The organism is Amycolatopsis bullii (assembly GCF_014654205.1).
In the GTDB taxonomy this organism is placed as follows: domain Bacteria; phylum Actinomycetota; class Actinomycetes; order Mycobacteriales; family Pseudonocardiaceae; genus Amycolatopsis; species Amycolatopsis plumensis.
In genome coordinates this window covers 21,462-43,492 of the sequence record NZ_BNAW01000045.1, presented here as the reverse complement: position 1 = coordinate 43,492, position 22,031 = coordinate 21,462, and the positions used below count along the sequence as shown (strand labels likewise).

At 70.9% G+C, this 22,031-nt stretch carries 23 protein-coding genes and 1 tRNA gene; 8 read left to right on the top strand and 16 right to left on the bottom strand.

From position 1 onward, the window contains the following. Window positions 1-125 precede the first annotated feature (125 nt). Complete coding sequence (locus IE317_RS34635; protein WP_191315592.1) at window positions 126-2,591, bottom strand: endonuclease/exonuclease/phosphatase family protein; 2,466 nt, start codon at window positions 2,589-2,591, stop codon at window positions 126-128. Between the two features lie 126 nt (window positions 2,592-2,717). Between IE317_RS34635 and IE317_RS34630 the strand changes: the two genes are divergently transcribed. After that, the gene (locus IE317_RS34630; protein ID WP_191315591.1) at window positions 2,718-3,644 is read left to right on the top strand and encodes a CapA family protein; all 927 of its coding nucleotides are present in this window, start codon (window positions 2,718-2,720) and stop codon (window positions 3,642-3,644) included. Window positions 3,645-3,935: 291 nt separating this feature from the next. Here IE317_RS34630 and IE317_RS34625 read toward each other — a convergent pair whose 3' ends face one another. Together IE317_RS34625 and IE317_RS34620 are read right to left on the bottom strand one after the other, a co-directional pair. Further along, window positions 3,936-4,382 carry a limonene-1,2-epoxide hydrolase family protein gene (locus IE317_RS34625; protein ID WP_191315590.1) on the bottom strand — a complete coding sequence of 149 codons (447 nt, stop codon included), beginning with the start codon at window positions 4,380-4,382 and terminating at the stop codon, window positions 3,936-3,938. 16 nt (window positions 4,383-4,398) lie between these two features. Then, window positions 4,399-5,319, bottom strand: a complete 921-nt coding sequence (locus IE317_RS34620; protein WP_191315589.1) for a TauD/TfdA dioxygenase family protein — start codon at window positions 5,317-5,319, stop codon at window positions 4,399-4,401. 309 nt (window positions 5,320-5,628) lie between these two features. Here IE317_RS34620 and IE317_RS34615 point away from each other — a divergent pair, with 309 nt between their 5' ends. Both IE317_RS34615 and IE317_RS34610 read left to right on the top strand, forming a co-directional pair. Beyond that, entirely contained in the window at window positions 5,629-6,000 is a 372-nt protein-coding gene (locus IE317_RS34615; protein WP_229903056.1) for a hypothetical protein, read from the top strand. After that, window positions 5,997-6,569: a hypothetical protein gene (locus IE317_RS34610; RefSeq protein WP_191315587.1), complete on the top strand. Its 573-nt coding sequence runs from the start codon at window positions 5,997-5,999 to the stop codon at window positions 6,567-6,569. Before IE317_RS34615 ends, IE317_RS34610 begins: the two co-directional genes overlap by 4 nt. Here IE317_RS34610 and IE317_RS34605 read toward each other — a convergent pair. The 7 genes from IE317_RS34605 to IE317_RS34575 all read right to left on the bottom strand — a co-directional run bounded on the left by IE317_RS34605 (window position 6,562) and on the right by IE317_RS34575 (window position 10,124). Then, window positions 6,562-7,344, bottom strand: coding sequence for an SDR family oxidoreductase (locus tag IE317_RS34605; RefSeq protein ID WP_191315586.1), 783 nt, complete (start codon window positions 7,342-7,344; stop codon window positions 6,562-6,564). The two genes, IE317_RS34610 and IE317_RS34605, sit on opposite strands and share 8 nt — an antisense overlap. 43 nt (window positions 7,345-7,387) lie before the next feature. Next, window positions 7,388-7,660 (bottom strand): hypothetical protein, encoded by a 273-nt coding sequence (locus tag IE317_RS34600; protein WP_191315585.1) that lies wholly within the window; start codon window positions 7,658-7,660, stop codon window positions 7,388-7,390. 24 nt (window positions 7,661-7,684) lie between these two features. Continuing rightward, window positions 7,685-8,587 carry a hypothetical protein gene (locus IE317_RS34595; RefSeq protein ID WP_191315584.1) on the bottom strand — a complete coding sequence of 301 codons (903 nt, stop codon included), beginning with the start codon at window positions 8,585-8,587 and terminating at the stop codon, window positions 7,685-7,687. Continuing rightward, entirely contained in the window at window positions 8,584-8,868 is a 285-nt protein-coding gene (locus IE317_RS34590; RefSeq protein ID WP_191315583.1) for a hypothetical protein, read from the bottom strand. The genes IE317_RS34595 and IE317_RS34590 overlap by 4 nt, the downstream gene beginning before the upstream one ends. 168 nt (window positions 8,869-9,036) lie before the next feature. Then, a tRNA-Ser gene (locus IE317_RS34585) sits at window positions 9,037-9,124 on the bottom strand. 65 nt (window positions 9,125-9,189) lie between these two features. Further along, on the bottom strand, window positions 9,190-9,618 hold the full coding sequence (locus IE317_RS34580) for a nucleoside deaminase (RefSeq protein WP_191315582.1): 429 nt from the start codon (window positions 9,616-9,618) through the stop codon (window positions 9,190-9,192). A 23-nt stretch (window positions 9,619-9,641) separates the two neighbouring features. Further along, on the bottom strand, window positions 9,642-10,124 hold the full coding sequence (locus IE317_RS34575) for a tRNA adenosine deaminase-associated protein (RefSeq protein WP_229903055.1): 483 nt from the start codon (window positions 10,122-10,124) through the stop codon (window positions 9,642-9,644). A 77-nt stretch (window positions 10,125-10,201) separates the two neighbouring features. Here IE317_RS34575 and IE317_RS34570 point away from each other — a divergent pair, with 77 nt between their 5' ends. Next, window positions 10,202-11,467, top strand: coding sequence for a M20 metallopeptidase family protein (locus tag IE317_RS34570; RefSeq protein WP_191315580.1), 1,266 nt, complete (start codon window positions 10,202-10,204; stop codon window positions 11,465-11,467). On the opposite strand, the gene IE317_RS34565 is transcribed toward IE317_RS34570, so the two are convergent. Continuing rightward, window positions 11,428-13,377, bottom strand: a complete 1,950-nt coding sequence (locus IE317_RS34565) for a phosphocholine-specific phospholipase C (RefSeq protein ID WP_191315579.1) — start codon at window positions 13,375-13,377, stop codon at window positions 11,428-11,430. The two genes, IE317_RS34570 and IE317_RS34565, sit on opposite strands and share 40 nt — an antisense overlap. An 86-nt stretch (window positions 13,378-13,463) precedes the next feature. Between IE317_RS34565 and IE317_RS34560 the strand changes: the two genes are divergently transcribed. Together IE317_RS34560 and thrS are read left to right on the top strand one after the other, a co-directional pair. Then, window positions 13,464-13,931, top strand: coding sequence for a heme-degrading domain-containing protein (locus IE317_RS34560; RefSeq protein WP_191315578.1), 468 nt, complete (start codon window positions 13,464-13,466; stop codon window positions 13,929-13,931). A gap of 127 nt (window positions 13,932-14,058) precedes the next feature. Further along, complete coding sequence (gene thrS / locus IE317_RS34555; RefSeq protein ID WP_268246938.1) at window positions 14,059-15,270, top strand: threonine--tRNA ligase; 1,212 nt, start codon at window positions 14,059-14,061, stop codon at window positions 15,268-15,270. Here the strand turns inward: thrS and IE317_RS34550 are convergent. From IE317_RS34550 to IE317_RS34530, 5 genes are all read right to left on the bottom strand, one after another. Further along, a complete protein-coding gene (locus IE317_RS34550) occupies window positions 15,257-16,099 on the bottom strand; it encodes a MerR family transcriptional regulator (RefSeq protein ID WP_191315576.1) in 843 nt (280 codons plus the stop codon). The two genes, thrS and IE317_RS34550, sit on opposite strands and share 14 nt — an antisense overlap. Before the next feature lie 113 nt (window positions 16,100-16,212). Further along, window positions 16,213-17,040 (bottom strand): ABC transporter permease, encoded by an 828-nt coding sequence (locus IE317_RS34545; RefSeq protein WP_191315575.1) that lies wholly within the window; start codon window positions 17,038-17,040, stop codon window positions 16,213-16,215. Beyond that, window positions 17,037-17,930 carry an ABC transporter permease gene (locus tag IE317_RS34540; RefSeq protein WP_191315574.1) on the bottom strand — a complete coding sequence of 298 codons (894 nt, stop codon included), beginning with the start codon at window positions 17,928-17,930 and terminating at the stop codon, window positions 17,037-17,039. Before IE317_RS34540 ends, IE317_RS34545 begins: the two co-directional genes overlap by 4 nt. Window positions 17,931-17,973: 43 nt before the next feature. Then, complete coding sequence (locus IE317_RS34535; protein WP_191315573.1) at window positions 17,974-19,017, bottom strand: ABC transporter ATP-binding protein; 1,044 nt, start codon at window positions 19,015-19,017, stop codon at window positions 17,974-17,976. Beyond that, the gene (locus IE317_RS34530) at window positions 19,014-20,207 is read right to left on the bottom strand and encodes an extracellular solute-binding protein (RefSeq protein WP_191315572.1); all 1,194 of its coding nucleotides are present in this window, start codon (window positions 20,205-20,207) and stop codon (window positions 19,014-19,016) included. The genes IE317_RS34535 and IE317_RS34530 overlap by 4 nt, the downstream gene beginning before the upstream one ends. A 95-nt stretch (window positions 20,208-20,302) precedes the next feature. Here IE317_RS34530 and IE317_RS34525 point away from each other — a divergent pair, with 95 nt between their 5' ends. Both IE317_RS34525 and IE317_RS34520 read left to right on the top strand, forming a co-directional pair. Next, the gene (locus tag IE317_RS34525; protein ID WP_191315623.1) at window positions 20,303-21,007 is read left to right on the top strand and encodes a GntR family transcriptional regulator; all 705 of its coding nucleotides are present in this window, start codon (window positions 20,303-20,305) and stop codon (window positions 21,005-21,007) included. After that, window positions 21,004-21,909, top strand: coding sequence for a dihydrodipicolinate synthase family protein (locus IE317_RS34520; protein ID WP_191315571.1), 906 nt, complete (start codon window positions 21,004-21,006; stop codon window positions 21,907-21,909). The genes IE317_RS34525 and IE317_RS34520 overlap by 4 nt, the downstream gene beginning before the upstream one ends. The last annotated feature ends 122 nt before the right edge of the window (window positions 21,910-22,031 follow it).

The window sequence follows — 22,031 nt, the reverse complement described above, 5'->3', positions numbered from 1 at the left end:
TTGTGGTCCCGTCCACCGTAAGACGGCCGTCAACGCTCCGCGGTTTCCTCGTCACCCAAAAGGGTCAGGGACGAACAAGGCCACCTCCGCGCGGAGTCGGAGGTGGCCTTGTCGGAAAAGAAGAACTACTTGCCGAAGACCTGCTCCAGCCAATCGAGGAAGTCGTAGAGCCCGTCCTCGATCGGGTTGCCCGCGCCCGGCCGGAACCGGACCACCTGCGGGTCGTGGTCGCTGGCCTGGTCGGCGAACTCCGCGTTGATGTGGACCACGTCGTAGTCCACCCCGCGCGGCGCCCGCGACGCCAGGATGTGGTCCAGCACCTGCGACTGGCCCTCGAAAACGTAGCTGTACCGCTCGGCTTCGGGCACCGACGCGATCAGGTCCTTCAGCGCGCCACCCGCGGTGAGCGTCTGGACCGCCGGCGAGAACGGGTAGTCGTTAAGGTCACCCGCCACCACGATGTTCGCGTTGCGATCGGCCGCCAGCAACGAATCCACGAACCCGCGGAGCACCGTCGCCTGCTTCGCCCGCTGCACTTCGGAACTGCGCGCCGGCGGCTGGAACCGGCCGTGCGTCGGCTGGTCGCCGCCCTTGGAGTTGAAGTGGTTGGCGATGACGAACACCGTGCGGCCCTTGAACACGAACTCGCCGGCCAGCGGCTTGCGGCTGGTCGTCCACGCTTCGTTCGCCGGGTCGACGCGGCCCGGCGACGCCGTCAGGTGCGCCTTGCCGTGTTCGCGCACGACGCCGACGGCCGTGGTCGGCGTCCCACCCGGACGGTCCACAAAGGATACGCGCGCCGGGTTGAACAGGAACGCCACGCGGATGTTGCCACCCGGCTGCCCGCCGTCCTGGTCGTTGACCGGGTCGATCTCGCGCCACTGGTAGCGCGGGCCGCCCTTGGCCACGATGGCGTCGGTGAACTTCTGCAGCGTCTGGTCGGCCGCGACGGTGCCGTCGTCGGTCGCGCCCGTGTTGTCCTGGATCTCTTCCAGGTTCACGATGTCCGGCGTCGCCAGGTGCGTCACGATCGCCTCGCCGAGCCGGTCGTACTTCGCCTGCGGGTCGCCCGGCGCCAGGTTCTCGACGTTGTAGGTGGCGACGGCGAGCTCGCCGGTCCGCTGCTTGCGCGTGGTCTCGCCCTGCAGCCCGTTGTCCTTTTCGGTCCCGAGCACGCTGGCGAACAGCGTGTAGCCACCGAAGTTGCTGTACTCGACCGGGCCGGACGTCGTGCCGGTCAGCACGTCACCGACGTTGAGCTTCGGGAACGGCCGCTCGGCGAACGGGATCAGCGACGAAACCTTCATGACGCCGCTGTTGAGCTGGTCGTAGCCGAGGTAGACGCTGCCGCCGCGGACCGACCGGTGCTGGTCCGGCTTCGACGTCACGTACAGCTCGTTGAACGAGTTCGACGGGCCGACGACACGGGCGTCGCTGATCGAAACGATCTCGCTTTCGTGCGCCTCCCAGAAGTCCAGCGCGTACTTCGCCGGCTCCAGGGTCAGCGGCTCGATGTTCCCGCCGGGCGACGGCGCGTACGTCGTCGGCACGGTGTCCGGGTTCAGCACCGTCGGTGCCGGGAGGGCGTTCCCGTGCGAGTCGACCGTCCACTGTGCACTGCTCAGCTCGGTGAGCGACTGGTAGTTCGACGTCGCGGGCGCGTCCGGGTAGAACTCGCGCACGGTGCCGGTCGCGGTGACCGCGTCGCCGACCGCGACGGCCGGGCTCGTCGAGCCGGTGAAGACGAACAGGCCCTCGCTGGTGCGCGGGTCGGCGTCCGGGCTGGGGTCGGTGACCCAGAAACCGCGCGACGAACCGAACGTCCGGGTCGCGGTGACGATCCCGGTGACGCCGGAGACCTTCTTGTCCTTGAAGGGCGAAATCCGCGTGGTGCCCTGAATGTCGTGGATCTTCGCCGGGGTCGGCGCCGGGCCGGGGTCCCCGCCGGTCGACTCGCCCGCGGTGTTGGTCGGGGTCGGCTCGCCGGCGGTGAAGTCGGCGGCGTTGTCGTCGGTGTCGGCCAGGGCCGTGCCGCGCGCGACCGACGTCGTGTTCGACGGCGCCGGTGCCGGGTTGCCCTCGCGCACGGTCGCCGCGCCGAAGCCGACGAGGTCCTTGATCCGCGCGTCGGCGGCGCAGTCGGCCGCGGTCTTGCAGGTCAGCGCGGTGGTACCGGAGACGAGGGCGATCGTGCCGGCGGTGGCCGACATCGCGATCGTGCCGGTCGCGTCCGGCGTCGGCAGCGCGACGGTGCCGCCGGAGCCCTTGCTCTCGGCGACGAGGTACCGGCCGCCCGGCGCGACGCTGCCCGCCAGCGGCGTCACCTGCCAGGTGCTCGACGGGCTCGCCGAACCCGGCAGGTACTGGACGCTGAAGCCGGCCAGGCTCGCGGCGGCCGCGCCGCGGTTGGCGAGCTCGACGAAGTCGCTTACGAGCGTCGCGCCCGAGTTGCCACCGCCGCCGTAGACCTCGGCGATGACCGCGTCGGCGCTCGGTGTGGCGAGCGCGGCCGGTGCCGCCACGCCGCCGAGCACCAGGCCCGACGCGACGGCCACCGTGAAGGCGGCCTTGGATCTGTGGGTCTTGGTCACCCTGAGTCCCCTTTGTGCTTGAACAGTCGTGGCATAGTCCCCCGAACAAGTGAGGAGGAGGAAGACAAAGATGCAACGATTCGTAACAACTACTTTCGTCGTCACTCACTCGGCAGAGCAGGTTTCGTGATCACGCTTGTCCTCGGCGGAGACGTCGGCTTCCCGGCGCGCACCACCCCCTCGGCGGCCTTCGAAAGGCTGAACCCGCTGCTCGACGGGGCCGATCTCCGGTTCGTCAACCTCGAAGGCCCGGTCGACGCGGCCGCGGCCGAAGCGCTGAAGGCGACCGGCATCGACGTCGTCTCGGTCGCCAACGACGCACCCCACTCGCCGCCCGCCCTGGCGGTTCTCGACCAAGCCGGGATCGCGTACTGCGGCGCCGGCGCGAACCTCGAGGCCGCACACGCACCCGCGGTGCTCGAACGATCCGGCCGGAAGGTCGCTTTCCTCGCGTACACCTCGATCCGCGCCCACGGCCAAGCCGCGCAGGCGGACTCCCCGGGCGTTGCGCAAGCGTTTGCGACGACGGCGTACCAGCCCGATCCCCGCGTCGGGGAGATTCCGGGCCGGCCACCGCTCGTCCGGACGGCACCGGTCCCCGAGCACCTCGCACGGCTCGTCGCCGACGTGAAGCGCGCGAAAGCCGAGAACGACCACGTCGTCGTCGCGATGCACTGGGGCCTGCCGGGCCCCGACCTGGCCGAGTACCAGGTGGCCTACGGGCACGCCGCGCTCGACGCCGGCGCCGACCTCGTCGCCGGACACGGGCCGCAGACCATCCAGGCCGTCGAGGTGTACCGCCGCCGTCCCATCCTCTACAGCCTCGGCAACCTGCTCTCCGCGCGGCCGGACGGGCTGCTGGCCGGGTGCATGTTCGGCGCCGAACCGAGGCTCGAGCTGATCCCGGTGCGGCGGAACGTCGGCAACCAGTGCGAGCCGCTCGCCGGGGACGAAGCGGACAAGGTGCTGCGGTACGTCGCGGAGGTCTCTGCCCTGCGGTCGACGCCGGTGTCCGTCCAGAGCGGAATCGCCTCGGTACCTGTTGGTGCGTAACGGATTGCGCCCGCTCTGTGACAGCCGGACACGGGCGCGTCACCCATCCGGCGCATCTGCCTTAAATGAAGGTCAAGGGCCGGAACAACCTGCGTGAAGCGGCGGTACGGTCTGCGTGAGCCGCCGGAAAAGTGGCACAGACCACTCCTCGACAGCTCGCGGTCGGCACGACACGGGGGGAGGGAGAACGATCATGTGGGGGCTGATTGTTCTCAGCTGCGTGTTCGTGCTGGTGCTGGGGATAGCCGCGGTCGTGGACCTTCGGGACCACGACCGCGGCGAACACCGCGTCTAGCGCACCGCCTGCCTCGCCTTGTACCGGCCGAGGAGCGAACGCGCGCCGGCCAGCGCAACCCGCCCGGCACCCTTCGCGCTCGCGGCCAGCACCGTCGTCCAGTCGAAGTAGTCGCGCCAGAGCACGATCCGGCCCGCCTCGACCTCGAACGTGCCGCACACCCAGAACTCCGCCTCCCACGCGCCGCGGCGCAGCACGTCGGTGCGTTCGGTGAGCACGACGTTGCCGTCCGCGGCGATGTGGTGGGTCCGCGCCTCGAACCCGGAGCCGTACTTGGCCATCACGCGCAGCTGCTTCTCGAACGCGGCGATGCCGCGGGCGGGCGGCAACGGCACGTTCTGGTACACGATGTCGCTCGCCACGAACGTCAGCGCGCGGTCGACGTCGAGGTCTTCGAGGGCCTTGAGGAAACCGGTCACCACTACCCGGGGTTCTTCGGTCATGACGCCAGGCTACTGCTCAGTAAGGCCGGTCGCCCGCGATCGCGACGCGCTCGGCGATCCGGACGTGCGGGTGGTAGTCGTTGACCGCGTAGTGCTGCGTCGCGCGGTTGTCCCAGAACGCCACCGAGTTCGGCCGCCAGCTGAACCGGACCTGGAATTCGGGCGTGTGAGCCTGCAGGAACAGGTACCGCAGCAGCCGGTCGCTCTCGACCCGGTCCAGGCCCACGATGTGCGTGGTGAACGCCTGGTTGACGAACAGGGTGCGCCGCCCGGTCTCCGGGTGCGTCCGGACCACCGGGTGCTCCACCGGCGGGAAGCGGTCCTGCCACCGCGCGAGCAGCGCGGGATCGGAGAACCGGTCGAAGCCGGGGAGGTAGTCGTGCACCGCGGTGAGCCCGTCGATCCGGTCGCGGACGTCTTCGGGCAGGTTGTCGTAGGCCGCGGCCATGTCGGCCCACATCGTGTCGCCGCCGAGGGGCGGCACCTCGATCAACCGCAGCACCGAGCCGAGCGCCGGTTCGGGCCGCCAGGTGACGTCGGTGTGCCAGATGTTCTCGTACCCGGGCATGGCCGCGGTGCGCTCGAACCGCGTGACGGCGTCGTCGTCGCCCTTCGGGATGAACGGGTTGGTCTCCAGCTCGCCCCAGTTCGCGGCGAACGCGCGCTGCTGCGCCGAGGTGATCCGCTGGTCGCGGAAGAAGAGCACCTTCCACTCGAGCAGGGCCTGGTTGAGCTCTTCGCGCAGGTCAGGACCCACCGGCTCGCCGAGGTCGACGCCGTCGACCTCGGCGCCGATCACCCGGCCCAGCGGGCGGAGGGTGAACAGCTCGTACTGCTTCCGCTGCGATTCCCGGAGGATCCGGGGGCCTTCGACGATGCCATCCGCGGGCGTGACGGCCCCGCGCAGCTGAATCCGGGCAGGAAGATCTACGGACATGGTTGTGCTCCAAGGGTTTTCGGGGAGATCGGACGCCGGGTTCGCGTCAGGCGGGCGGCGAACCCAGGCGGCCGCGGCGCAGCAGGAGCTCCACGACGCCCTCCCCGATCGACCGCGCGAAGGCCCGGATCGGTGCGCTTTCCGAGGTGGCGGGCATGCGTTCATGGTCGCTTTCGTCCCGGCGCGCGGTCAAGACGTCCACTGGGTGGAACGCTGTCAACGCCGCAGGTCACCGCGATGCGGGCGGCTCGGGAGCATGAGGCAAGATCTTCCCCGATCGGGTGAGCACCCTTGATGACGGAGGTCCCCATGCCGGAAGGCAGAGGCTCGCGGATCAGTGACGACCCGGGGCTGCGCCCCGGGGCCGGGGGCTGCGCCACCCGGAACCCCCAGGAGAAGGCGGACCGGCTGCGCGCCGGAGCCGACCTGCTCGACCAGGCGGCCGCCGCCGACGACAAGGCCGCGGGGAGGTTCGCCGAAGCCCGCGTCGATTCGACGCCGTTCGGCATCTCGCCGCAGGCGCGCGAGCTGGCGGCACGCTGGGCGACGGCGCTGGCGGCGCGGGAGGCGGACGCGCGCGTCCTCGGCGATGCGACGTCGGACCTGGCGGGCCGGCTGCGCATGTCGGCGGGAAGCACCCGGAGCACCGGCTTCCGGGGGCGGTTAGCGGTGGCACCGTGACCGCGGAGGTCTTCGAACACCCGGCCCTGACGACGGCGGCGGCCGAGCTGGCCACGTTGCGCGCGGCGGCCGGGCGCCTCGGCGTCGCCGACCCGGTGGCGGCGCTGCGGCACCTCGACTGCTCGCCGTCGTCGATCCGGACGTCCGCCGCCGCGATCGACACCGGCGGGCTGGCGGTGACCGCGGCACAGGCGGAGTTCCGCGCCGGCGTCGACCGCGCCGAAAACGGCGGCAGCGCCGAGACGTTCGGCACCTGGGCGGACACAGTGGACGGTCAGTACGGCGCGGCGGCGCGCGCGGCCGCGTCGACGGCGGCGTTGGGCGTCCGCATCGCCGACCGGCTGGACGAGCTGGCCGTGGCCGCGTCCGAGGAGGTGTGCGCGCTCGCTGCCGCCGCCTCGGCCGCGGTGTCGGCGGTGCTGGACGGCGACCGCTCGGCCGAGGTGGTCAGCGAGGTCGGCGCCACGTGCACGGCGGTGGTCCGGGCCGTGCAGGAGAAGGTCGCGGCGCTGACCGCGCTGGCGGCCGAGCTGGAGCCGCTGACGGCACCGGCCGTCCAGCTCAGCTGAAGTGCTCGCGGGCCCACTCGGCGAAGGGCCGCGCGGGATGCCCGGTCACCTGCGCGACGTCCAGCGAGACGGGCTCGGGGTCGTCGACGAGCGACGCCCAGTAATCGACGGCACTCGCCGCGAATTCCGCTCCCATGTAGACGCTCAACTGCGCTTTCGCCTCCTCCGGCGGCTGTTCTTCCCAGGTGACGGGCTTCCCGAGCGCTTCGCCGATGAGCCGGACCTGCTCGGCCTGCGCCACGGCTTCCGGGCCGGTGACGAGGTAGATCCGCTTCGCGTGGTCTTCGGTGAGCGCCTTGACGGCCACGTCGGCGACGTCGCGTTCGTGGACGACCGACCGTTTCGCCTGCCCGTAAGCGGCCCGCACGACACCCGAAACGGCCTGCTGCGCCCAGGCGAGCGCGTTGGTGGCCAAGCCGGTCACGCGGAGGAAGGTCCAGTCGTCGGTGACCTTTTCGATCGCGGCTTCGACGTCTCCCCATACGCCCCCGTCTTCGGCGGACATGGCGGAGAGGTAGACGATTTTCTTGCCCCTGAAGGGTTCCAAGGCTTTCTCGATGCCTTCGGCGGAGAAGAAGGGCCACAGCAGGTAGACGGCGTCGACCCCTTCGGCGGCTTCGGCGGGATCGGTGATGTCGCCCTGGACGACGTCGACGCCTTCGGGGGCTTTGGTTTTGTCTCGAACGAGGACTCTGGTGTCGACGCCCGCGGCTTCGAGGCCGGCGACGACGTGCCGTCCGGTGTGGCCGGTGGCCCCGGTGACGAGAACGGTCATGGTGCGCTCCTGGTGATCAGCTGGTGCCGACCACGGTCACACTTCAAGAGCCCTTCAAGTCAAGCGGACGGCTCAGCTTCTTGCGGTCTTCGGCCGCCCGTTCGGCCTGCTGGGCGACGCGGATGAACTGCTGCAGCAGGTCCAGCTGCTCCTCACGCCGCTTCTCGGCGCGCTCGGCGGTCAGCCGCCGTCGTTCGCTGCGTTCGTTGCGCCGCTGCACGCTGGCCTGCACGAGGTAGGACAGGTCGCCGCCGAGCAGGACACCGGCGAGGGAGAGGATCGCGGGCCACACCTGCGTCTGCAGGGCGCGCTTCATACCAAAGATCAGCAAACGCCCGGGTCAGGTATCTGCCGCCAGGTCCAGCGCGCGGCGCAGCCGCCTGATCCGCCGGGCCGAAGCTTCCCGTCCGAAGCTGTAGAGGAAAGGCCACTGCGCGCCGCTGTACTGCGCGGACACATAGCCGAGGCGGCGCAGGAGCCCCTTGCCCACCGGGATCGCTCCGAGCAGCACGCCGGTCAGCGAGAGCAAGCTCGGACCGTCGACGATCGGGCCGGCGATCGCACTGGTGAGGCCCAGTGCGAAAACCGTCGCGTCGCCGCGATGAGACGCCCACGACCGGAAGGTGTGTTGCAGCTGTCCCGCTTCGAGTGTCCTGTCGAGCTCCCGAGCCACTTTGTCCTCGATGGATTTCGGTCGTTCGGTCGCCACACTGCGGCAGATGGCCGCGTACCACCGGGTGAGGTCCCGGTGCGCCGCCGAACCGAGGAAACGGCGCAGATCCGTTTCCCGGCCGGCGATCTCCATGACGCGCAGCAGATCGAACAGCTGCGAAGCAAGGTCGGCGTAGTTCTCGTGCTCGTGACTCACCGGACTCGGCGGGTTCAGTTGCTCCCCGGGGTCGATCTGGCTGATCCAGCGAAGGAACTGAGCATCTTGGCTACCCAGGTAGAACGGCACGTTCGCGTTCGACCGGGTCAAGGCGTCCCCGTGGTTGTACGCAGCACGCAGGACGTGGGCGACCGCTTGCCGAGGGCTGAAATCCTCACGGCGGATGACGTTGAGCACCGCTTGCGGGATGTGCCGTTCCGGCTTTCCCCGTTCGATCACCCGCTGGATCCGGCCGACCAAGGTCGCGTTGTCCGCCACGTACTGTTCAGCCCAACCGATGCCGTCCTCGGGAGGCGCCACGATCACCCGCCGCTCGGACGGATCGAGGTCCCGGTCGGCTTCCGCGAACTTCATGAGCTCGCCGTCGACCGAGGTCGTCCAGGCCGCCCCTTCCCCCGACGGATGCCGATCCCTAACGTGCGGGAAAGCAACCACGGTTCCCGCGCGATGACGCGAACGTGGCGGTCGTCAACGAGCCGGACGAACTGCCGCGGCTCGACCTGTGACGCCGAAAGCAGCGTGCTCGACGGCGCCCAGAGCACCAGCGGGTCGCTGCTCACGACCATGCGGTGCAGGTTCCGGTAGCCGGCCTCGCCGTACTCGCCGATGTGGCAGAACGTCCGGAACCCGCTCACCGCGACCTCACCGGCCCGGGTTGCCCGACCTCCCCCGAGAGCGGCTCGTCCATGTCCGCACCTCCCACGTCGTCACCGCACGAAGTGAGATCGCAGCGGCGGGAGGACGCATTACAGCAAAACGCCCGGCGATCTTCTCGAAGATCACCGGGCGTCTGGCCACAAGAGCGGTGGCGGTGGGATTTGAACCCACGGACGGGGATTAGCCGTCACACGATTTCGAGTCGTGCTCCTTCGGCCGCTCGGACACGCCACCGCCGAGAACAATACCGGAGCCTCACGGCGCCCCTCACGAGGGGTCGGCTGACCGCGTCGGCGAGCTCAGCGGCGGATCGCGAAGTACGTCTCCAGCACCGCGGCGCACTGAGACTCGAGCACACCGCCGTGGACTTCCGGGCGGTGGTTGAGCCGCCGGTCGCGGACGACGTCCCACAGCGACCCCACCGCGCCCGTCTTGGGCTCCCAGGCCCCGAAGACCAGGCGGGCGATGCGCGCCAGCACCAGCGCGCCCGCGCACATCGTGCACGGCTCCAGCGTCACCGCCAGCGTGCAGCCCTCGAGCCGCCAGCCGTCGCCGACCACCGCCGCTGCCGCGCGCAACGCCAGGATCTCCGCGTGCGCTGTCGGGTCGCCCAGCTCGACGCGGGCGTTGCGGGCCGCGGCCAGCGGGGCGCCGTCGGGGCCGAAGACCACCGCCCCGATCGGCACGTCCGCGCCGGGGGCGCGCGCCGCTTCCAGCGCGGCCTCCACGGCCTCGGTGTCGGACGGGCGTCTCAGAGCTCGTCCAGGAACTTGGCGAACTCGTTGCCGAACCCGCAGCGCTGCGCGACCATCTGGAGCTGCTCGTCCGGATAGAGGTCGACCTCGCCGACGATGACCTCCAGCTCCGGCCCGGGCAGCCCGAGATCCGCCAGGATCTCCAGGTCGCCCTCGGGCCAGACGGAGTCGTCCTCCTCGTCCGGCGGGTCGACGCGCAGGACATCGAGGACGTCCGCCGCGATGTCGTAGTCCAGCGCCGCCGCCGCGTCCGAGAGCAGCAACGACGGCCCCCGCGGGCTGGGCCGGACGATCACGAAGAACTCGTCGTCGACCGCCAGCAGCCCGAAGCTCGCGCCGGTGGACCGTAGTTTGCCCAGTTCAGTGATCGCTGCGTCCAGCTCGGTCAACGCCCCCGGGTCGAGCGCACTGCACCGCCACCGACCGTCTTCCCGGACCACAGCCACCGCGAAGCCCGTGACCGGCTCTTCCACCGCCATGCGCACACCGTATTCCGCCGGTGGGTCCGGCGCACGCACGGTGCGCCCGAAGCGCCGCATGCGGCACTATCGGGACCATGACCGGCCCCACTGACCTGCCCACCTTGCCCGGCACGCCGTTCGCCGGGCTGCTCGACGACGCGCGGGCGCTGCAAGACCGCACGGTCGCCCTCCGGCGGGCCGTGCACCGCCACCCGGAGCAGGGCCTCCACCTGCCGCGGACGCAGGCGGCGATCCGCGAGGCCCTCGACGGCCTGCCGCTCGAGATCACCGAAGGCAAGGCCACGACGTCGCTGACGGCCGTCCTGCGCGGCGCGCGGCCCGGTCCGGCGGTGCTGCTGCGCGGCGACATGGACGCGCTGCCGCTGACCGAGGAAACCGGCCTCGACTTCGCGTCGGAGGACCCGGAGTCGATGCACGCGTGCGGGCACGACACGCACGTCGCGATGCTGGCTTCGGCGGCGCGGCTGCTCGCCGAGCGCCGGGACCGGCTGGCCGGGTCGGTCGTGTTCATGTTCCAGCCGGGTGAGGAGGGTCACCACGGCGCCCGGTTCATGATCCACGAGGGCGTCCTCGACGCGGCCGGAACCCGGGTCGAGCGCGCGTTCGGCGTGCACATCCTGGCCAACGCGCCCAGCGGCCTGCTGCAGCTGCGGCCCGGTCCGCTGATGGCGTCGGCGGACTCGTTCCACGTGCGCGTCACCGGCAAGGGCGGGCACGGCTCGGCGCCGCAGCACACGATCGACCCGGTACCGGCCGCCGCGGCCATGGTCGGGGCGCTGCACACGATGATCAGCCGCCGGGTCAGCGTGTTCGACCCCGCGGTGCTCTCGGTGACCCGGATCCAGGCCGGCACGACGTCGAACATCATCCCGGAGACCGCCGAGCTCGAGGGCACGATCCGGACGCTGTCCGAGCAGACGCGCGCGCTGGTCCGCGCCGAGCTGCCGAAGGTGTGCGAGCAGGTCGGCGCGGCCTACGGCTGCCGCGTGGTCGCCGACGTCGAGCCGGGCTACCCGGTGACGGTGAACGACGACCGGATCGCCGCCGAGGTGCTGCGGCTCGGCGCGGAGGTGCTCGGCCCGGACAACGTCGAGCTGCTCGCGGACCCGCTGATGGGCGCCGAGGACTTTTCCTACGTCCTGCAACGCGTCCCCGGCGCGTACGCGTTCCTCGGCGCGTGCCCGCCCGGCGTCGACCCCGCCGAAGCGGCGGCGAACCACTCCAACCGCGTGCTCTTCGACGAGAACGCGATGCCCCACGGCGTCGCGATGCTCGCCGCCTTCGCGCTCGACGCCCTGCGTCAGGGCCCGGTCCGCGACGGGCGGCCGTCCTCCAGGTGACCGGCGAACCGGCGGCGCCATCCCGGCGTCTCGAACGTGACGTCGTACCAGCCGTTGCTGGTCGGCACCGGGAAGTCGTGGGCGCCGCCGGGCGGGAGGGTGACGTCGTTCAGCGTGACCGGTGACGGCCCGCGGTTGGTCACCGTGACCCGCAGCGCGGGCGTGCCGGTGTAGGTGACGGCCGCGTCGAGGTCGAGGCCGCCCGAAGCCTCGACGACGAAGCCGTTCGGGCCGTGGATGGCGACGTCGTACGTCCCGCCGTGCGCGACTTCGCCGGTGAGCTCGCCCTTCGGGCCGACGTCGAAGCGTTGTGACGCCCCGCCCGCGTGGTAGGCGTACGCGGCCAGCTGCAGCGCCTGCGTTCCGTGGTTGGCCAGGTGCAGGTGCAAGGCCTGCGGATCGGCCGTGACCCAGGCGACCGGCTGGTACGGCAGCGGGCGCGCCTTCGCCGTGCCGGGGTCCTGAACCAGCGCGGCCGGACCCAGCCCGGGCTTCGGGAGCCGTCGCTGCGTGCGGTCGGCTTCGGCGCGCAACGCGTTCGCGTCGGGCAGCAGCGGGATGGTCGTGTCGGGCGTGCGGAAGTCGAAACAGCTGGTCAGGTCGCCGCAGATGGCCCGGCGCCAAGCCGAGATGTTCGGCTCGCGCACGCCGGTCCAGGTCTCCAGGAACCGCAGCACCGACGTGTGGTCGAAGACCTGCGAGTTCACCCAGCCGCCGCGGCTCCACGGCGAGACGACGGTCATCGGCACCCGCGGGCCCAGCCCGATCGGGAGGGGCGGCCCGGACGGCTCACCCTTCTCCGGCCGGTTCCCGGGCAGGTATTCGCCGGGGGTGCCGGGTGGCGGCGTCGGCGGGACGACGTGGTCGAAGAAGCCGTCGTTCTCGTCGTAGTTGATGAAGACGACGGTCGACTCCCACAGGTCCGGCTTGTCCCACAACGCCTTCAGCATGCGCTGGACGTACGCGGCGCCGTCGACCGGACGCGCCGCCGGGTGCTCGCAGTAGCCGTACGGGGCCACCACCCAGGAGACCGCGGGCAGCGTGCCGGCCGCGCAGTCGGCGATGAACTCGGCCAGCACGTGGTCGAGGTCCTTCCCCTTCCCCGAGTCGGGCTTGAGCTGCTTGCGCAGGTTCCCGCGTTCGGCCAGCCGTCGCTTGACCGGGTCCATCGAGTACAGCGCGTCGTGGAAGCTCTGGAACAGCCAGAGCGGGTTGTCGCCGTAGTCGCCGACGAAGTGCTCGGGGACGCCGCGCTCCTCGTCGTTGGCGTAGATCCGCCACGAGATGCCCGCGGCCTCGAGCCGTTCGGGGTAGGTCGTCCAGCGGAAGGAGGGTTCGTAGTCCGGCGCGTTGTGCGTCGCGGGGCCGCCGGCGAGGCCGTCCGGGTCGATGGTGCCGGTCCAGTGGTAGAGCCGGTTCGGGTGCGTCGGGCCCTGGATCGAGCAGAAGTAGTGGTCGCAGAGGGTGAAGGCGGCGGCCAGCGCGTGCTGGAACGGGATGTCGTCGCCGGTGAAGTACCCCATGGTCATCGGGCTCTTCGCCGCCGTCCAGCGGTCGTAGCCGCCGCCGTTCCACGCGCGGTGCGTGCTGTTCCAGTCGTGCGGCAGCTCGCCGAGATCTTGACCGTCCACAACGGACGTGTCGATCCGGAACGGCAGCACCGGGCCGCCCTTGTCGCCGCGCTGGCGGAAGACGTCACGCAGGGCCGCGCGGTCGCCGAAGCCGCGGACACCGGCCATGGTGCCGTAGTAGTGGTCGAACGACCGGTTCTCCTGCATGAGGACGACGACGTGGCGGACGTCGTCGACAGTGCCCTTGCGCGGCGCCGGGGCGCAGGCGGCGGACAGCGCACCGGCGGCCGTGACCGCGGCCGCGCCGCCCAGCACCGTGCGACGCCGGATCCGGCCCATGCCTCACCTCCTCGCCTGTTGTACGGACGCCGTGGTCGTCCAGTTCATCACTGGTGATTACACAACAGTGTTGATTTAATGCCTGCATGACCGAAGCCGACCGCCTCGCCCAGCTCGCCGAGCAGGAGGAACGCCTCCAGTTCACCCGGTTCGACAACGAGACCGCCCTCGCCCTCGGCCAGCACCTGCTGGCGGCCGCCCGTGACCGCCGGCTGCCGGTGACGATCTCGGTCCGGCGCAACGGCCAGCGGCTCTTCCACGCCGCGCTGCCCGGGACGTCGGCCGACAACGACGCCTGGATCGACCGCAAGAGCCGCGTCGTCGACCGCTACGGGCACAGCTCCTTCCTGATCGGGACGCAGTTCCGCGCCACGGGCGGCTCGTTCGAGGAGGACTCCCGCCTCGACCCGGACCGCTACGCGGCCCACGGCGGCGTCTTCCCGGTGCTGGTCCGCGGCGTCGGGCCGGTCGGCACGGTCGGTGTGTCCGGGCTCCCGCAGGCCGACGACCACGCGTTCGTCGTCGAGCAGCTGGAGCTGTTCCTCGGCTCCTGAAAACGGTTGGCGGCCGCTGCTACCGTCGATCCCATGAAGCGCGCAGCACAGACGACGACGCCGAGGAGTGTCCCGGCGCGCTGAAGCATGCTCACGAAGCCCGGGGCGGTTGCCCCGGGCTTTCGTCTTGTGGTCTCCCGCCTCGCCGTCCACGAGGGAGTCCACCATGCCCGACCACCGCAAGCTCGGCCGCGAACTCGGCCTGTTCGGCACCGACCCGCTGATCGGCGCCGGCCTGCCCTACTGGCTGCCCGACGGCGCGATCGTCCGCCACAGCCTGGAGCAGTACGTCCACGACCTCGAACGGCGCGCGGGGTACCGGCACGTCCACTCGCCGGTACTGGGCAAACGCGAGCTGTACGAGATCTCCGGGCACTGGGCCCACTACCGCGACGACATGTACCCGCCCATGGACGTCGGCGGCGAGCAGCTCGTGCTGCGGCCGAGCCTGTGCCCGCACCACGCGCTGATCTACCGTTCGCGCGGCCGCAGCCACCGCGAGCTGCCGCTGCGGCTCGCCGAGATCGGCGGGATGTACCGGGCCGAGCTCTCCGGCGCGCTCGGCGGGCTGAACCGGGTGCGCGCGATCCAGCTCAACGACGCGCACGTCTTCTGCACCCTCGACCAGGTCGAAGCCGAGGCCGCCGCCGCGCTCGCCCTGATCCGGCGGGCCTACGACGCACTCGGCATCAGCCCGGCGCGCTACCGGCTCTCGCTGCCCGGCCCCGGCGGGAAGTACGTGCCCGGGAACTGGGCCGACGCCGTGGCCATCCTGCGGTCGGTCCTCGGCGGCCTCCCGTACGACGCCGTCGAGGGCGAAGCGGCGTTCTACGGGCCGAAGATCGACGTTCAGATCGCCGACGGCGCGGGCCGCGAATCGACCCTGTCCACCGTCCAGGTCGACTTCCACCAGCCCGCGCAGTTCGGCCTCGAGTACGTCGGCGCGGACGGGGCCAAGCACCGGCCGGTCATGGTGCACCGGAGCATCATCGGCAGCATCGAGCGCGCGGTCGCCCAGCTGATCGAAGTGCACGGCGGCGCCTTCCCGGCCTGGCTGGCGCCCGTGCAGCTCCGGCTGCTGCCCGTGTCCGCCGCCGACCTGCCGTACGCCCAGGACGTCCTGGACCGGTGCGGCGATCTGCGGGCCGAGATCGCCGTGGACGGCAGCCTCGGCGCACGGATCCGGGACGGCCGCCTAGTGCCGTACCAAGCCGTGATCGGTCCCCAGGAGGTCGCCGCCGGACTGCTTTCCGTACGGCTGCGCGACGGGAGCCGGCTCGACGCTCAACCGGCGGAGGACGCGCTGGCCTCGATCCTGAAGGCGGTCAGGCAGCCATAGCCTCGGCCAGCCAGTCGAAGGCGGGAGCCAGGCTTTCCGGTGCCGCCCAGCCGTTGATCACCCCCAATAGCTCCACGTAACGCTCGCGGCGCGGATCGTTGACGACACCGAGCCATTCCCGGAGCTCGCCGGGATCGCGCCCCAGGCCGTCGACGATCGCCTTCGCCTCCGGGGACTTCGGCACGATCGCGGCCACGACGGCCGGGGTGACGACCTCCCGCACCTCGGCCGCCAGGTCGCGACGCAACCCGCCTTCGTGGCCGTCCGCGAGCCGGCGCAGGTTCGCGCGGAACTCGGTGTCCCGCATCAGCGCGGCCAGCTCGACCCACGCCTCGGCCTGCTCGGCGGTGGGGTCCTCGGGCAGCTCCGGGGTCAAGGTGCGGGCGATCCCCGCCAGCTCGGGACGATCACCCAGGGCATCGGCGAGGAAGTCGCCGATCAGGCATTGTCGCTCCACTTCGGACAGCACGGCGCGCTGGTGCACGAGACACGCCTCCTCGGGACGCGGGCCGCGGTTCGCCACCGCGTTCAGCACCGCCCTTCGACGGCGCAGCACGCCGATCTGCGCCTCGACCGCCGCGGCGTGCTCGGCCGCCACCTCCGCGACGGTGGTCTCGCCGTCGATCACCCGCCGGATGGTGGCGAGGTCGATGCCGAGGTCGCGGAGGACCCGGATGACGTCGAGCCGGGCGAGCGCGGCGTCGTCATAACGGCGCTGGCCCGCGGCGTTGCGCCCGGACGGCGGCACGAGGCCGCGATCCGAGTAGAACCGGACGGCCTTGACCGTCAGCCCGGTCCGGTGGGCGAGTTCGCCGATCGAATACTGCATGCCGCCAGCGTGTCAGCTCCCCTCGGGGGAGGCGCAAGACCTGCGGGTTCGCTCGATCGTGTCGATCATGCGTTCGACTTTTCGCGGTAGAGTCGAACACGTGAGCGAGCCGGTCAGGCCTCCTCCCGGATCCGGGTCACCAGCTGGGTCGGGTTCACGAACCGCAACGCGATGAGAAGGAGCACGAGCATGGAAGCGGTGTAGATGGTCGCCATGGCGTCGACGGACTGGTTGGCGCGGATGCCGGCGGCGAACACGGAGTTGTAGAGGGCCACCACGAGGGTCGTCGAGTCCGGGCCGGCGGTGAGGAACGTCAGCTCGAACATGCCGACCGTGCGCACCAGCACCAGGATCGACGCGGCCAGGATGCCCGGCAGCAGCAGCGGGCCGAGGATGCGGGTGAACACCGAGACGGTCCGCGCGCCGGACATGCGGGCCGCGGCCTCGATCTTCGGGTCGATCTGCTCGATGAACGGCGTCATCGTCAGCACCACGAACGGCACCGAGGGCACGAGGTTGGCCAGGATGACGCCGGTGATGGTGCCGGCCAGGTGGAACTTGTACAGCACGGTCGCCAGCGGGATGCCGTAGGTGATGGGAGGGATCAGGATCGGCAGCACGAACAGCAGCATCACCAGGCGTTTGCCGGGGAAGGAGCGGCGGGCCAGCGCGTAGGCGGCCGGAACGCCCACCGCCACCGACACGGCGATCACCACGAGCGCGACGACCGCCGTCGTGAGGAGGACGTCCGAGAGGCCGAACTCGCGCCAGGCGTCGGCGTACCAGTGGGTGGTGAAGCCGTCCGGGAGCCAGGTGCCGAACCACTGCGTGCCGAACGAGTCGACGACCACCGAGAGGACCACGCCCGCGAGGTTGACGAAAAAGAACACGACGACGGCCCAGACGACCCAACGTCCGGGACGCGCGACCCAACCGGTCATCCCTTGCCTCCGGTCGCTCCGCGGTACAGCGTGCCGCGCCACGCCATGACCAGGCCGATCACGATCAGCATGACCACCGCCATGAGCATCGCGACGGCCGAGCCCATCGAGTAGTCGTACTCCTCGAACGCGGCGTGGTAGGCGGCGATCGAGATGACGCGGGTCTCGTTGGCGGGGTCGCCGACGAGCTGCGCGCTCGGGAAGACCGAGAACGCCATGACGAAGGAGAGGCAGAAGGTGATCGCCAGGCCGGGCGCCAGCAGGGGCAGGGTGATCCGCCGGAAGCGCTGGACGCCGTTGGCGCCGAGCGTCGCGGCCGCCTTCTCCAGGGAGGGGTCGATGCCCGAGAGGTAGGACAACGTGAGCAGGAAGGAGAACGGGAAGCCGGTGATCACCAGGGACAGCAGCACGCCGGTGTAGTTGTGGATCAGCGGCAGCGGCTGGTCGGTGATGCCGAGGACGGTGAGCACCTTGTTCAGCCAGCCCGCCGGCCCGCCGTACATGATCAGGCCCTGCGCGGTGAGCACCGTGCCGAGCGTGATCGGCACGACGAGGATCGTCGTCAGGAGGCGCTTGCCGCGGACGCGGCCGCGCATCACGTACGCGATCGGGATGCTGGCGAGGACGTTGATGAAAGTCGCCGGCAGGGCGATGCCGAGCGTCGTCCAGATGGTGTTGCGCAGGTAGGGGTCGCCGAAGAAGCGCGCGTAGTTGGCGAAGATCCCGCCCTTGCGCGGCGCGAACGACAGTTGGAGGCCGTAGAGGAAGGGGTACAGGAACAGGCAGGCAGTGACCAGCAGGCCGGGCACCAGGAGCAGCAGGGTGCGGTCGATGCCGCGCTCGGCCAGGCGGTGCCGCAGCGCGGGGCGGGCGCTTGCGACGGCGGTCATGGCGCGACCTCCGCGACGCGGGCGGCAGCGATCCTCGCCGGGCTCATGGCGCGAACACCAGGACCCGCTCGGCGGGGACGCCGATCCTGACCGGGTCTCCCGGAGCGAGGCGCTTGTCGGTGCGGAAGTAGACCGGCACACCGCTCTCGAGCCGGGCCGAGACGGACAGCTCGCGGCCGTGGTACTCGACGATCTCGACCGTGACGTCGAGGGCGTTCTCCGTGCCGTCGCCGACGACGAAGTCCTCCGGGCGGATCGCCACCTTCGCCGGGCCCTCCGTGAGCGTGCCGCGGCCGGTGAGGCGGACACCCGCGCCCTCCACGGTGACCGACGAGGGCGCCGCGGACGTCACCGTCACGTCCAGGAGGTTGCGGTAGCCCATGAAGGAGGCGACATAACTGTTCACCGGCTGGGCGTAGACCTCCTCCGGCGTGCCGATTTGCTGCACCGAGCCCTCGCGCAGCACCACCAGGCGGTCGGCCAGTGACAGGGCCTCCTCCTGGTCGTGGGTGACGTACACCGTGGTCAGGCCGAGCGTCTGGTGGAGGCGGCGGATCTCCATCCGCATCTCGAGCCGGAGCTTGGCGTCCAGGTTGGACAGCGGCTCGTCCATCAGGACGACCGGCGGCTCCAGGACCACGGCGCGGGCGATGGCGACGCGCTGCTGCTGCCCACCGGAGAGCTGCGCGGGGAACTTCGCCGCGTGCTCGGTGAGCTGCACCAGGCGGAGCGCTTCGTCGACGCGCCGGCGGGCCTCGGCGCGGCCGACCTTGCGCATCTTGAGGCCGAAGCCGACGTTGGCGCGGACGGACAGGTGCGGGAACAGCGCGTAGTTCTGGAACACCATCCCGAACCCGCGCTGCTCCGGCGGCTGCCCGTCGATGCGGGTGTCGTCGAGCCAGATGCTGCCCGCCGTCAGGGGCAGCAGGCCGGCCAGGCAGTTCAGCGCTGTCGACTTGCCGCAGCCGGACGGGCCGAGCAGGGCCACGAACTCGCCGCGCGTGATGGCGAGGTCGAGGCCACGCAGGGCGTTCGCGGTGCCGAAGCTGCGCGAGACGCCGTCCAGCCGCAGCTGCCCGAACGTCACTTCTTACCGACCTTCGAGCCGCCGACCAGCTGGTTCCACTTGTCGAACGCCTTCACCTGCTGCTCGGCGGGCAGCGAGGTCTCCTTGGGGTACTGCGCGATCCACTGCTCGTACTCCGGGCGGCCGAACTGCCGAAGAGTGTCCTGGCTCTTCTGCGGCGCCATCTGCAGGGTGACGTCCTTGACCGCCGGGCCGGGGTAGAAGTACCCGTCGTCGTAGGCGATCGCCTGCTGGTCCGGCTTGAGCATCCACGCGATCAGCTGCAGGATCGCCGACTCCTGGTCGGGCGAAAGGCCCTTGGGGATGAGGGCGTACTGGGCGTCGGTGACCCAGTGCATCGGCTGCATGATCGCCGTCTTGACCGTGTTGGGCACCGTGCCGAGCTTGCGCGGGTTGATGTCCCAGCCGGTGGTCGACATGATCATGTCTACCGAGCCGGAGGCGAGGTTCTTCATCGTCTCCGTGGTGCCCGACGGGTAGTACTTCACGTACTTGCCGAGCTCCTGCAGGAACGCCCAGGTCTTGTCCCAGCCCTGGTCCGGGTCCTTCGGGTCCTTGTCGCCGAGCAGGTACGGCAGGCCCATCAGGAACGTCCGGCCCGGGCCGGAGTTCGACGGCTGGGCGTACTGGAACTTCTCCGGGTGCGCCTTCGCCCAGTCGAGCAGCTCCTGCGGCGACGCCGGGGCGGCGGGCACCGCGCCGGGGTTGAACTCCAGGAGCGGGCCCGACGGGTAGTAGACGACCTCGATGCCGTAGCCGTTGGCCAGCTCCTGCATCTTGGCCGCGGGCTCGAGGTAGTTCTGCATCAGGTTCGGGAACCGGCCCGAGAAGTCCGGGAGGACCTTCGCCAGGGTGCCGTTCGCGATGCCGGCGGAGAGACCGTCGGTCCCGCTCAGCACCAGGTGGGTCTGGGCGACGCCGCCGTCCTGCTCGGCCTTCAGCTTGCCCGCCATGCTCGGCGCGGGTGCCGTCGAATAGGTGACCTTCGCGAGCACGTCCGGGTGCGCGGCCTTGAAGTTCTCGATCATCTGCTTGGTGAGCTGCAGGTTGCCCGCGACGTCGAGGATGTTGAGCTCGACCGGCTTGCTCGGCTTGTCCGGCACGGCCTGGGGATCTGCCGCCTGGCCGCCGTCGCCGCCGGGCGCGCCGCAGGCCGCCAGACCGGCCGCGAGACCCACCGCCAGCAACACTCGTCGGAATCGGAAGCCGGTGCAACGCTGCATGGCTGCTCCCTAGGTCCGTGATAATGTTGTATGTCGCATCGTATATCAGATCGGACATGCCAGTGGCGAGCACTTCTTCGGCCCGAAGGCCGCCGCCGCCCGTCTCGCGGACGGATTTCGTGCGTGACGCGATCAAGGAAGCGATCTTGAGCGGGGAGTTCGGGCCGGGCGAAACGCTCGTCGAAGCCGAGGTCGGCGCCCTGCTCGGGGTGTCGAAGACGCCCGTGCGCGAGGCACTGCGGAGCCTGGCCGGTTCCGGTTTGGTCACGATGAGCACGTACAAGGGCGCCGCGGTCCGGGTCATGGACGCCGAAAGCGCGTGCGCGGTCTACGACCTGCGCGCACTGCTGGAGCCCGAAGCCGTCCGGCGGGCCGTCGAGCGCGGCGCGGACTTCGCGGACGCGCGGCAGGTGCTGGCCGGGGTCGAGACCGGCGCGGCGGCCGGTGACCGCGCGAAGGCCAGCCTGGCCAACCGCCTGTTCCACCGCGCGCTCTACGCCGGGTGCGGGAACCCGCTGCTGGTCGAGGTCCTCGACGGGCTGCGCGACCAAGCCGCGCTGATCACCGTCACGGGCTGGGGCATCAGCCCCACCTGGCAGGGCGAAGCGGCCGAGCACCGGGCGATCCTGAACGCCGCCGAGAGCGGCAACACCCGGCAGACCGAACACCTGCTGCGCAAGCACATCACCGATTTCATCGACCGGATCGCCTTCGGGCTGTCCGGCGCACGCACCACCGAGACCGGCGATCCGAAGGGGGCCCGATGACGTTCGAGGAGCAGAGGCGGCGGCTTTCCGGGGTGGTGGCCATCCCGGTCACGCCGTTCGACGCCGAGGGCGCCGTCGACGGCCAGACGTACGCGAAGCTGGTGGACCGGCTGATCACCGGCGGCATCGAGGTCGTGACGCCGAACGGCAACACCGGTGAGTTCTACGCGCTCGATGCGGGCGAAGCGCGGCAGTGCCTGGAGGTCACCGTCGAGGCCGCGGCCGGCCGGGCGAGCGTGCTCGCCGGCGTCGGGCACGACGTCGCGTCGGCGACGCGGTCCGCGATCCACGCGCGGGAGGCGGGCGCGGACATGATCATGATCCACCAGCCCGTGCACCCGTACATCTCCGGCGACGGCTGGGTCGACTACCACGCGGCGATCGCCGCGGCGGTGCCGGAACTCGGCGTCGTGCTCTACGTCCGCAACCCCGCGATCGCCGGCGAGCAGCTGGGTGCGCTCGGGGAGGCGGCGCCGAACGTCATCGGCGTGAAGTACGCGGTCCCGGACCCGGTGCGGTTCGGCTCGGTCGCCCGGGACGCGGGCTTCGACCGGTTCGTATGGATCGCCGGCCTGGCGGAGCTCTCCGCGCCCGGCTACTTCGCCGTCGGCGCGACCGGCTTCACCTCCGGGCTGGTGAACGTCGACCCGGCGATCTCGCTGGAGATGTTCCACGCACTGTCCACAGCGGACTATCCGGCGGCGATGGCGGTCTGGGAGCGGATCCGGCCGTTCGAGGAGCTCCGCGCCGCCAACGGGAACGCCAACAACGTCAGCGTGGTCAAGGACGCCCTGGCCCAGCTCGGCCTGTGCCGTCCGGACATCCGGCCCCCGAGCCGGCTGCTGACCGGAGCCGAACGGGAGCACCTTTCCGGGCTGCTGTCGTCGTGGGGCCTCTCCTAGGTGACGCAAGTTACTGGGGCGTTAATAAGGAGTAAGCGGACAACCCACAGCCGTCAGGACGGCATTCACGGGTGATCTCCGGGCCCGGTCGCGGGGGTGTCCTGGCGGGGTCCGATCCGCCG

What these genes read in the sequence shown, in the direction of transcription:
- IE317_RS34540 (WP_191315574.1), bottom strand. Translation starts at nt 17,930, where the DNA reads ATGACCGCCGTCGCAAGCGCCCGCCCCGCGCTGCGGCACCGCCTGGCC.
- IE317_RS34545 (WP_191315575.1), bottom strand. Translation starts at nt 17,040, where the DNA reads ATGACCGGTTGGGTCGCGCGTCCCGGACGTTGGGTCGTCTGGGCCGTC.
- IE317_RS34620 (WP_191315589.1), bottom strand. Translation starts at nt 5,319, where the DNA reads ATGTCCGTAGATCTTCCTGCCCGGATTCAGCTGCGCGGGGCCGTCACG.
- IE317_RS34625 (WP_191315590.1), bottom strand. Translation starts at nt 4,382, where the DNA reads ATGACCGAAGAACCCCGGGTAGTGGTGACCGGTTTCCTCAAGGCCCTC.
- IE317_RS34560 (WP_191315578.1), top strand. Translation starts at nt 13,464, where the DNA reads ATGACCGAAGCCGACCGCCTCGCCCAGCTCGCCGAGCAGGAGGAACGC.
- IE317_RS34595 (WP_191315584.1), bottom strand. Translation starts at nt 8,587, where the DNA reads ATGAAGTTCGCGGAAGCCGACCGGGACCTCGATCCGTCCGAGCGGCGG.
- IE317_RS34605 (WP_191315586.1), bottom strand. Translation starts at nt 7,344, where the DNA reads ATGACCGTTCTCGTCACCGGGGCCACCGGCCACACCGGACGGCACGTC.
- IE317_RS34550 (WP_191315576.1), bottom strand. Translation starts at nt 16,099, where the DNA reads ATGCAGTATTCGATCGGCGAACTCGCCCACCGGACCGGGCTGACGGTC.
- IE317_RS34570 (WP_191315580.1), top strand. Translation starts at nt 10,202, where the DNA reads ATGACCGGCCCCACTGACCTGCCCACCTTGCCCGGCACGCCGTTCGCC.
- IE317_RS34575 (WP_229903055.1), bottom strand. Translation starts at nt 10,124, where the DNA reads ATGGCGGTGGAAGAGCCGGTCACGGGCTTCGCGGTGGCTGTGGTCCGG.
- IE317_RS34565 (WP_191315579.1), bottom strand. Translation starts at nt 13,377, where the DNA reads ATGGGCCGGATCCGGCGTCGCACGGTGCTGGGCGGCGCGGCCGCGGTC.
- IE317_RS34600 (WP_191315585.1), bottom strand. Translation starts at nt 7,660, where the DNA reads ATGAAGCGCGCCCTGCAGACGCAGGTGTGGCCCGCGATCCTCTCCCTC.
- IE317_RS34615 (WP_229903056.1), top strand. Translation starts at nt 5,629, where the DNA reads ATGCCGGAAGGCAGAGGCTCGCGGATCAGTGACGACCCGGGGCTGCGC.
- IE317_RS34520 (WP_191315571.1), top strand. Translation starts at nt 21,004, where the DNA reads ATGACGTTCGAGGAGCAGAGGCGGCGGCTTTCCGGGGTGGTGGCCATC.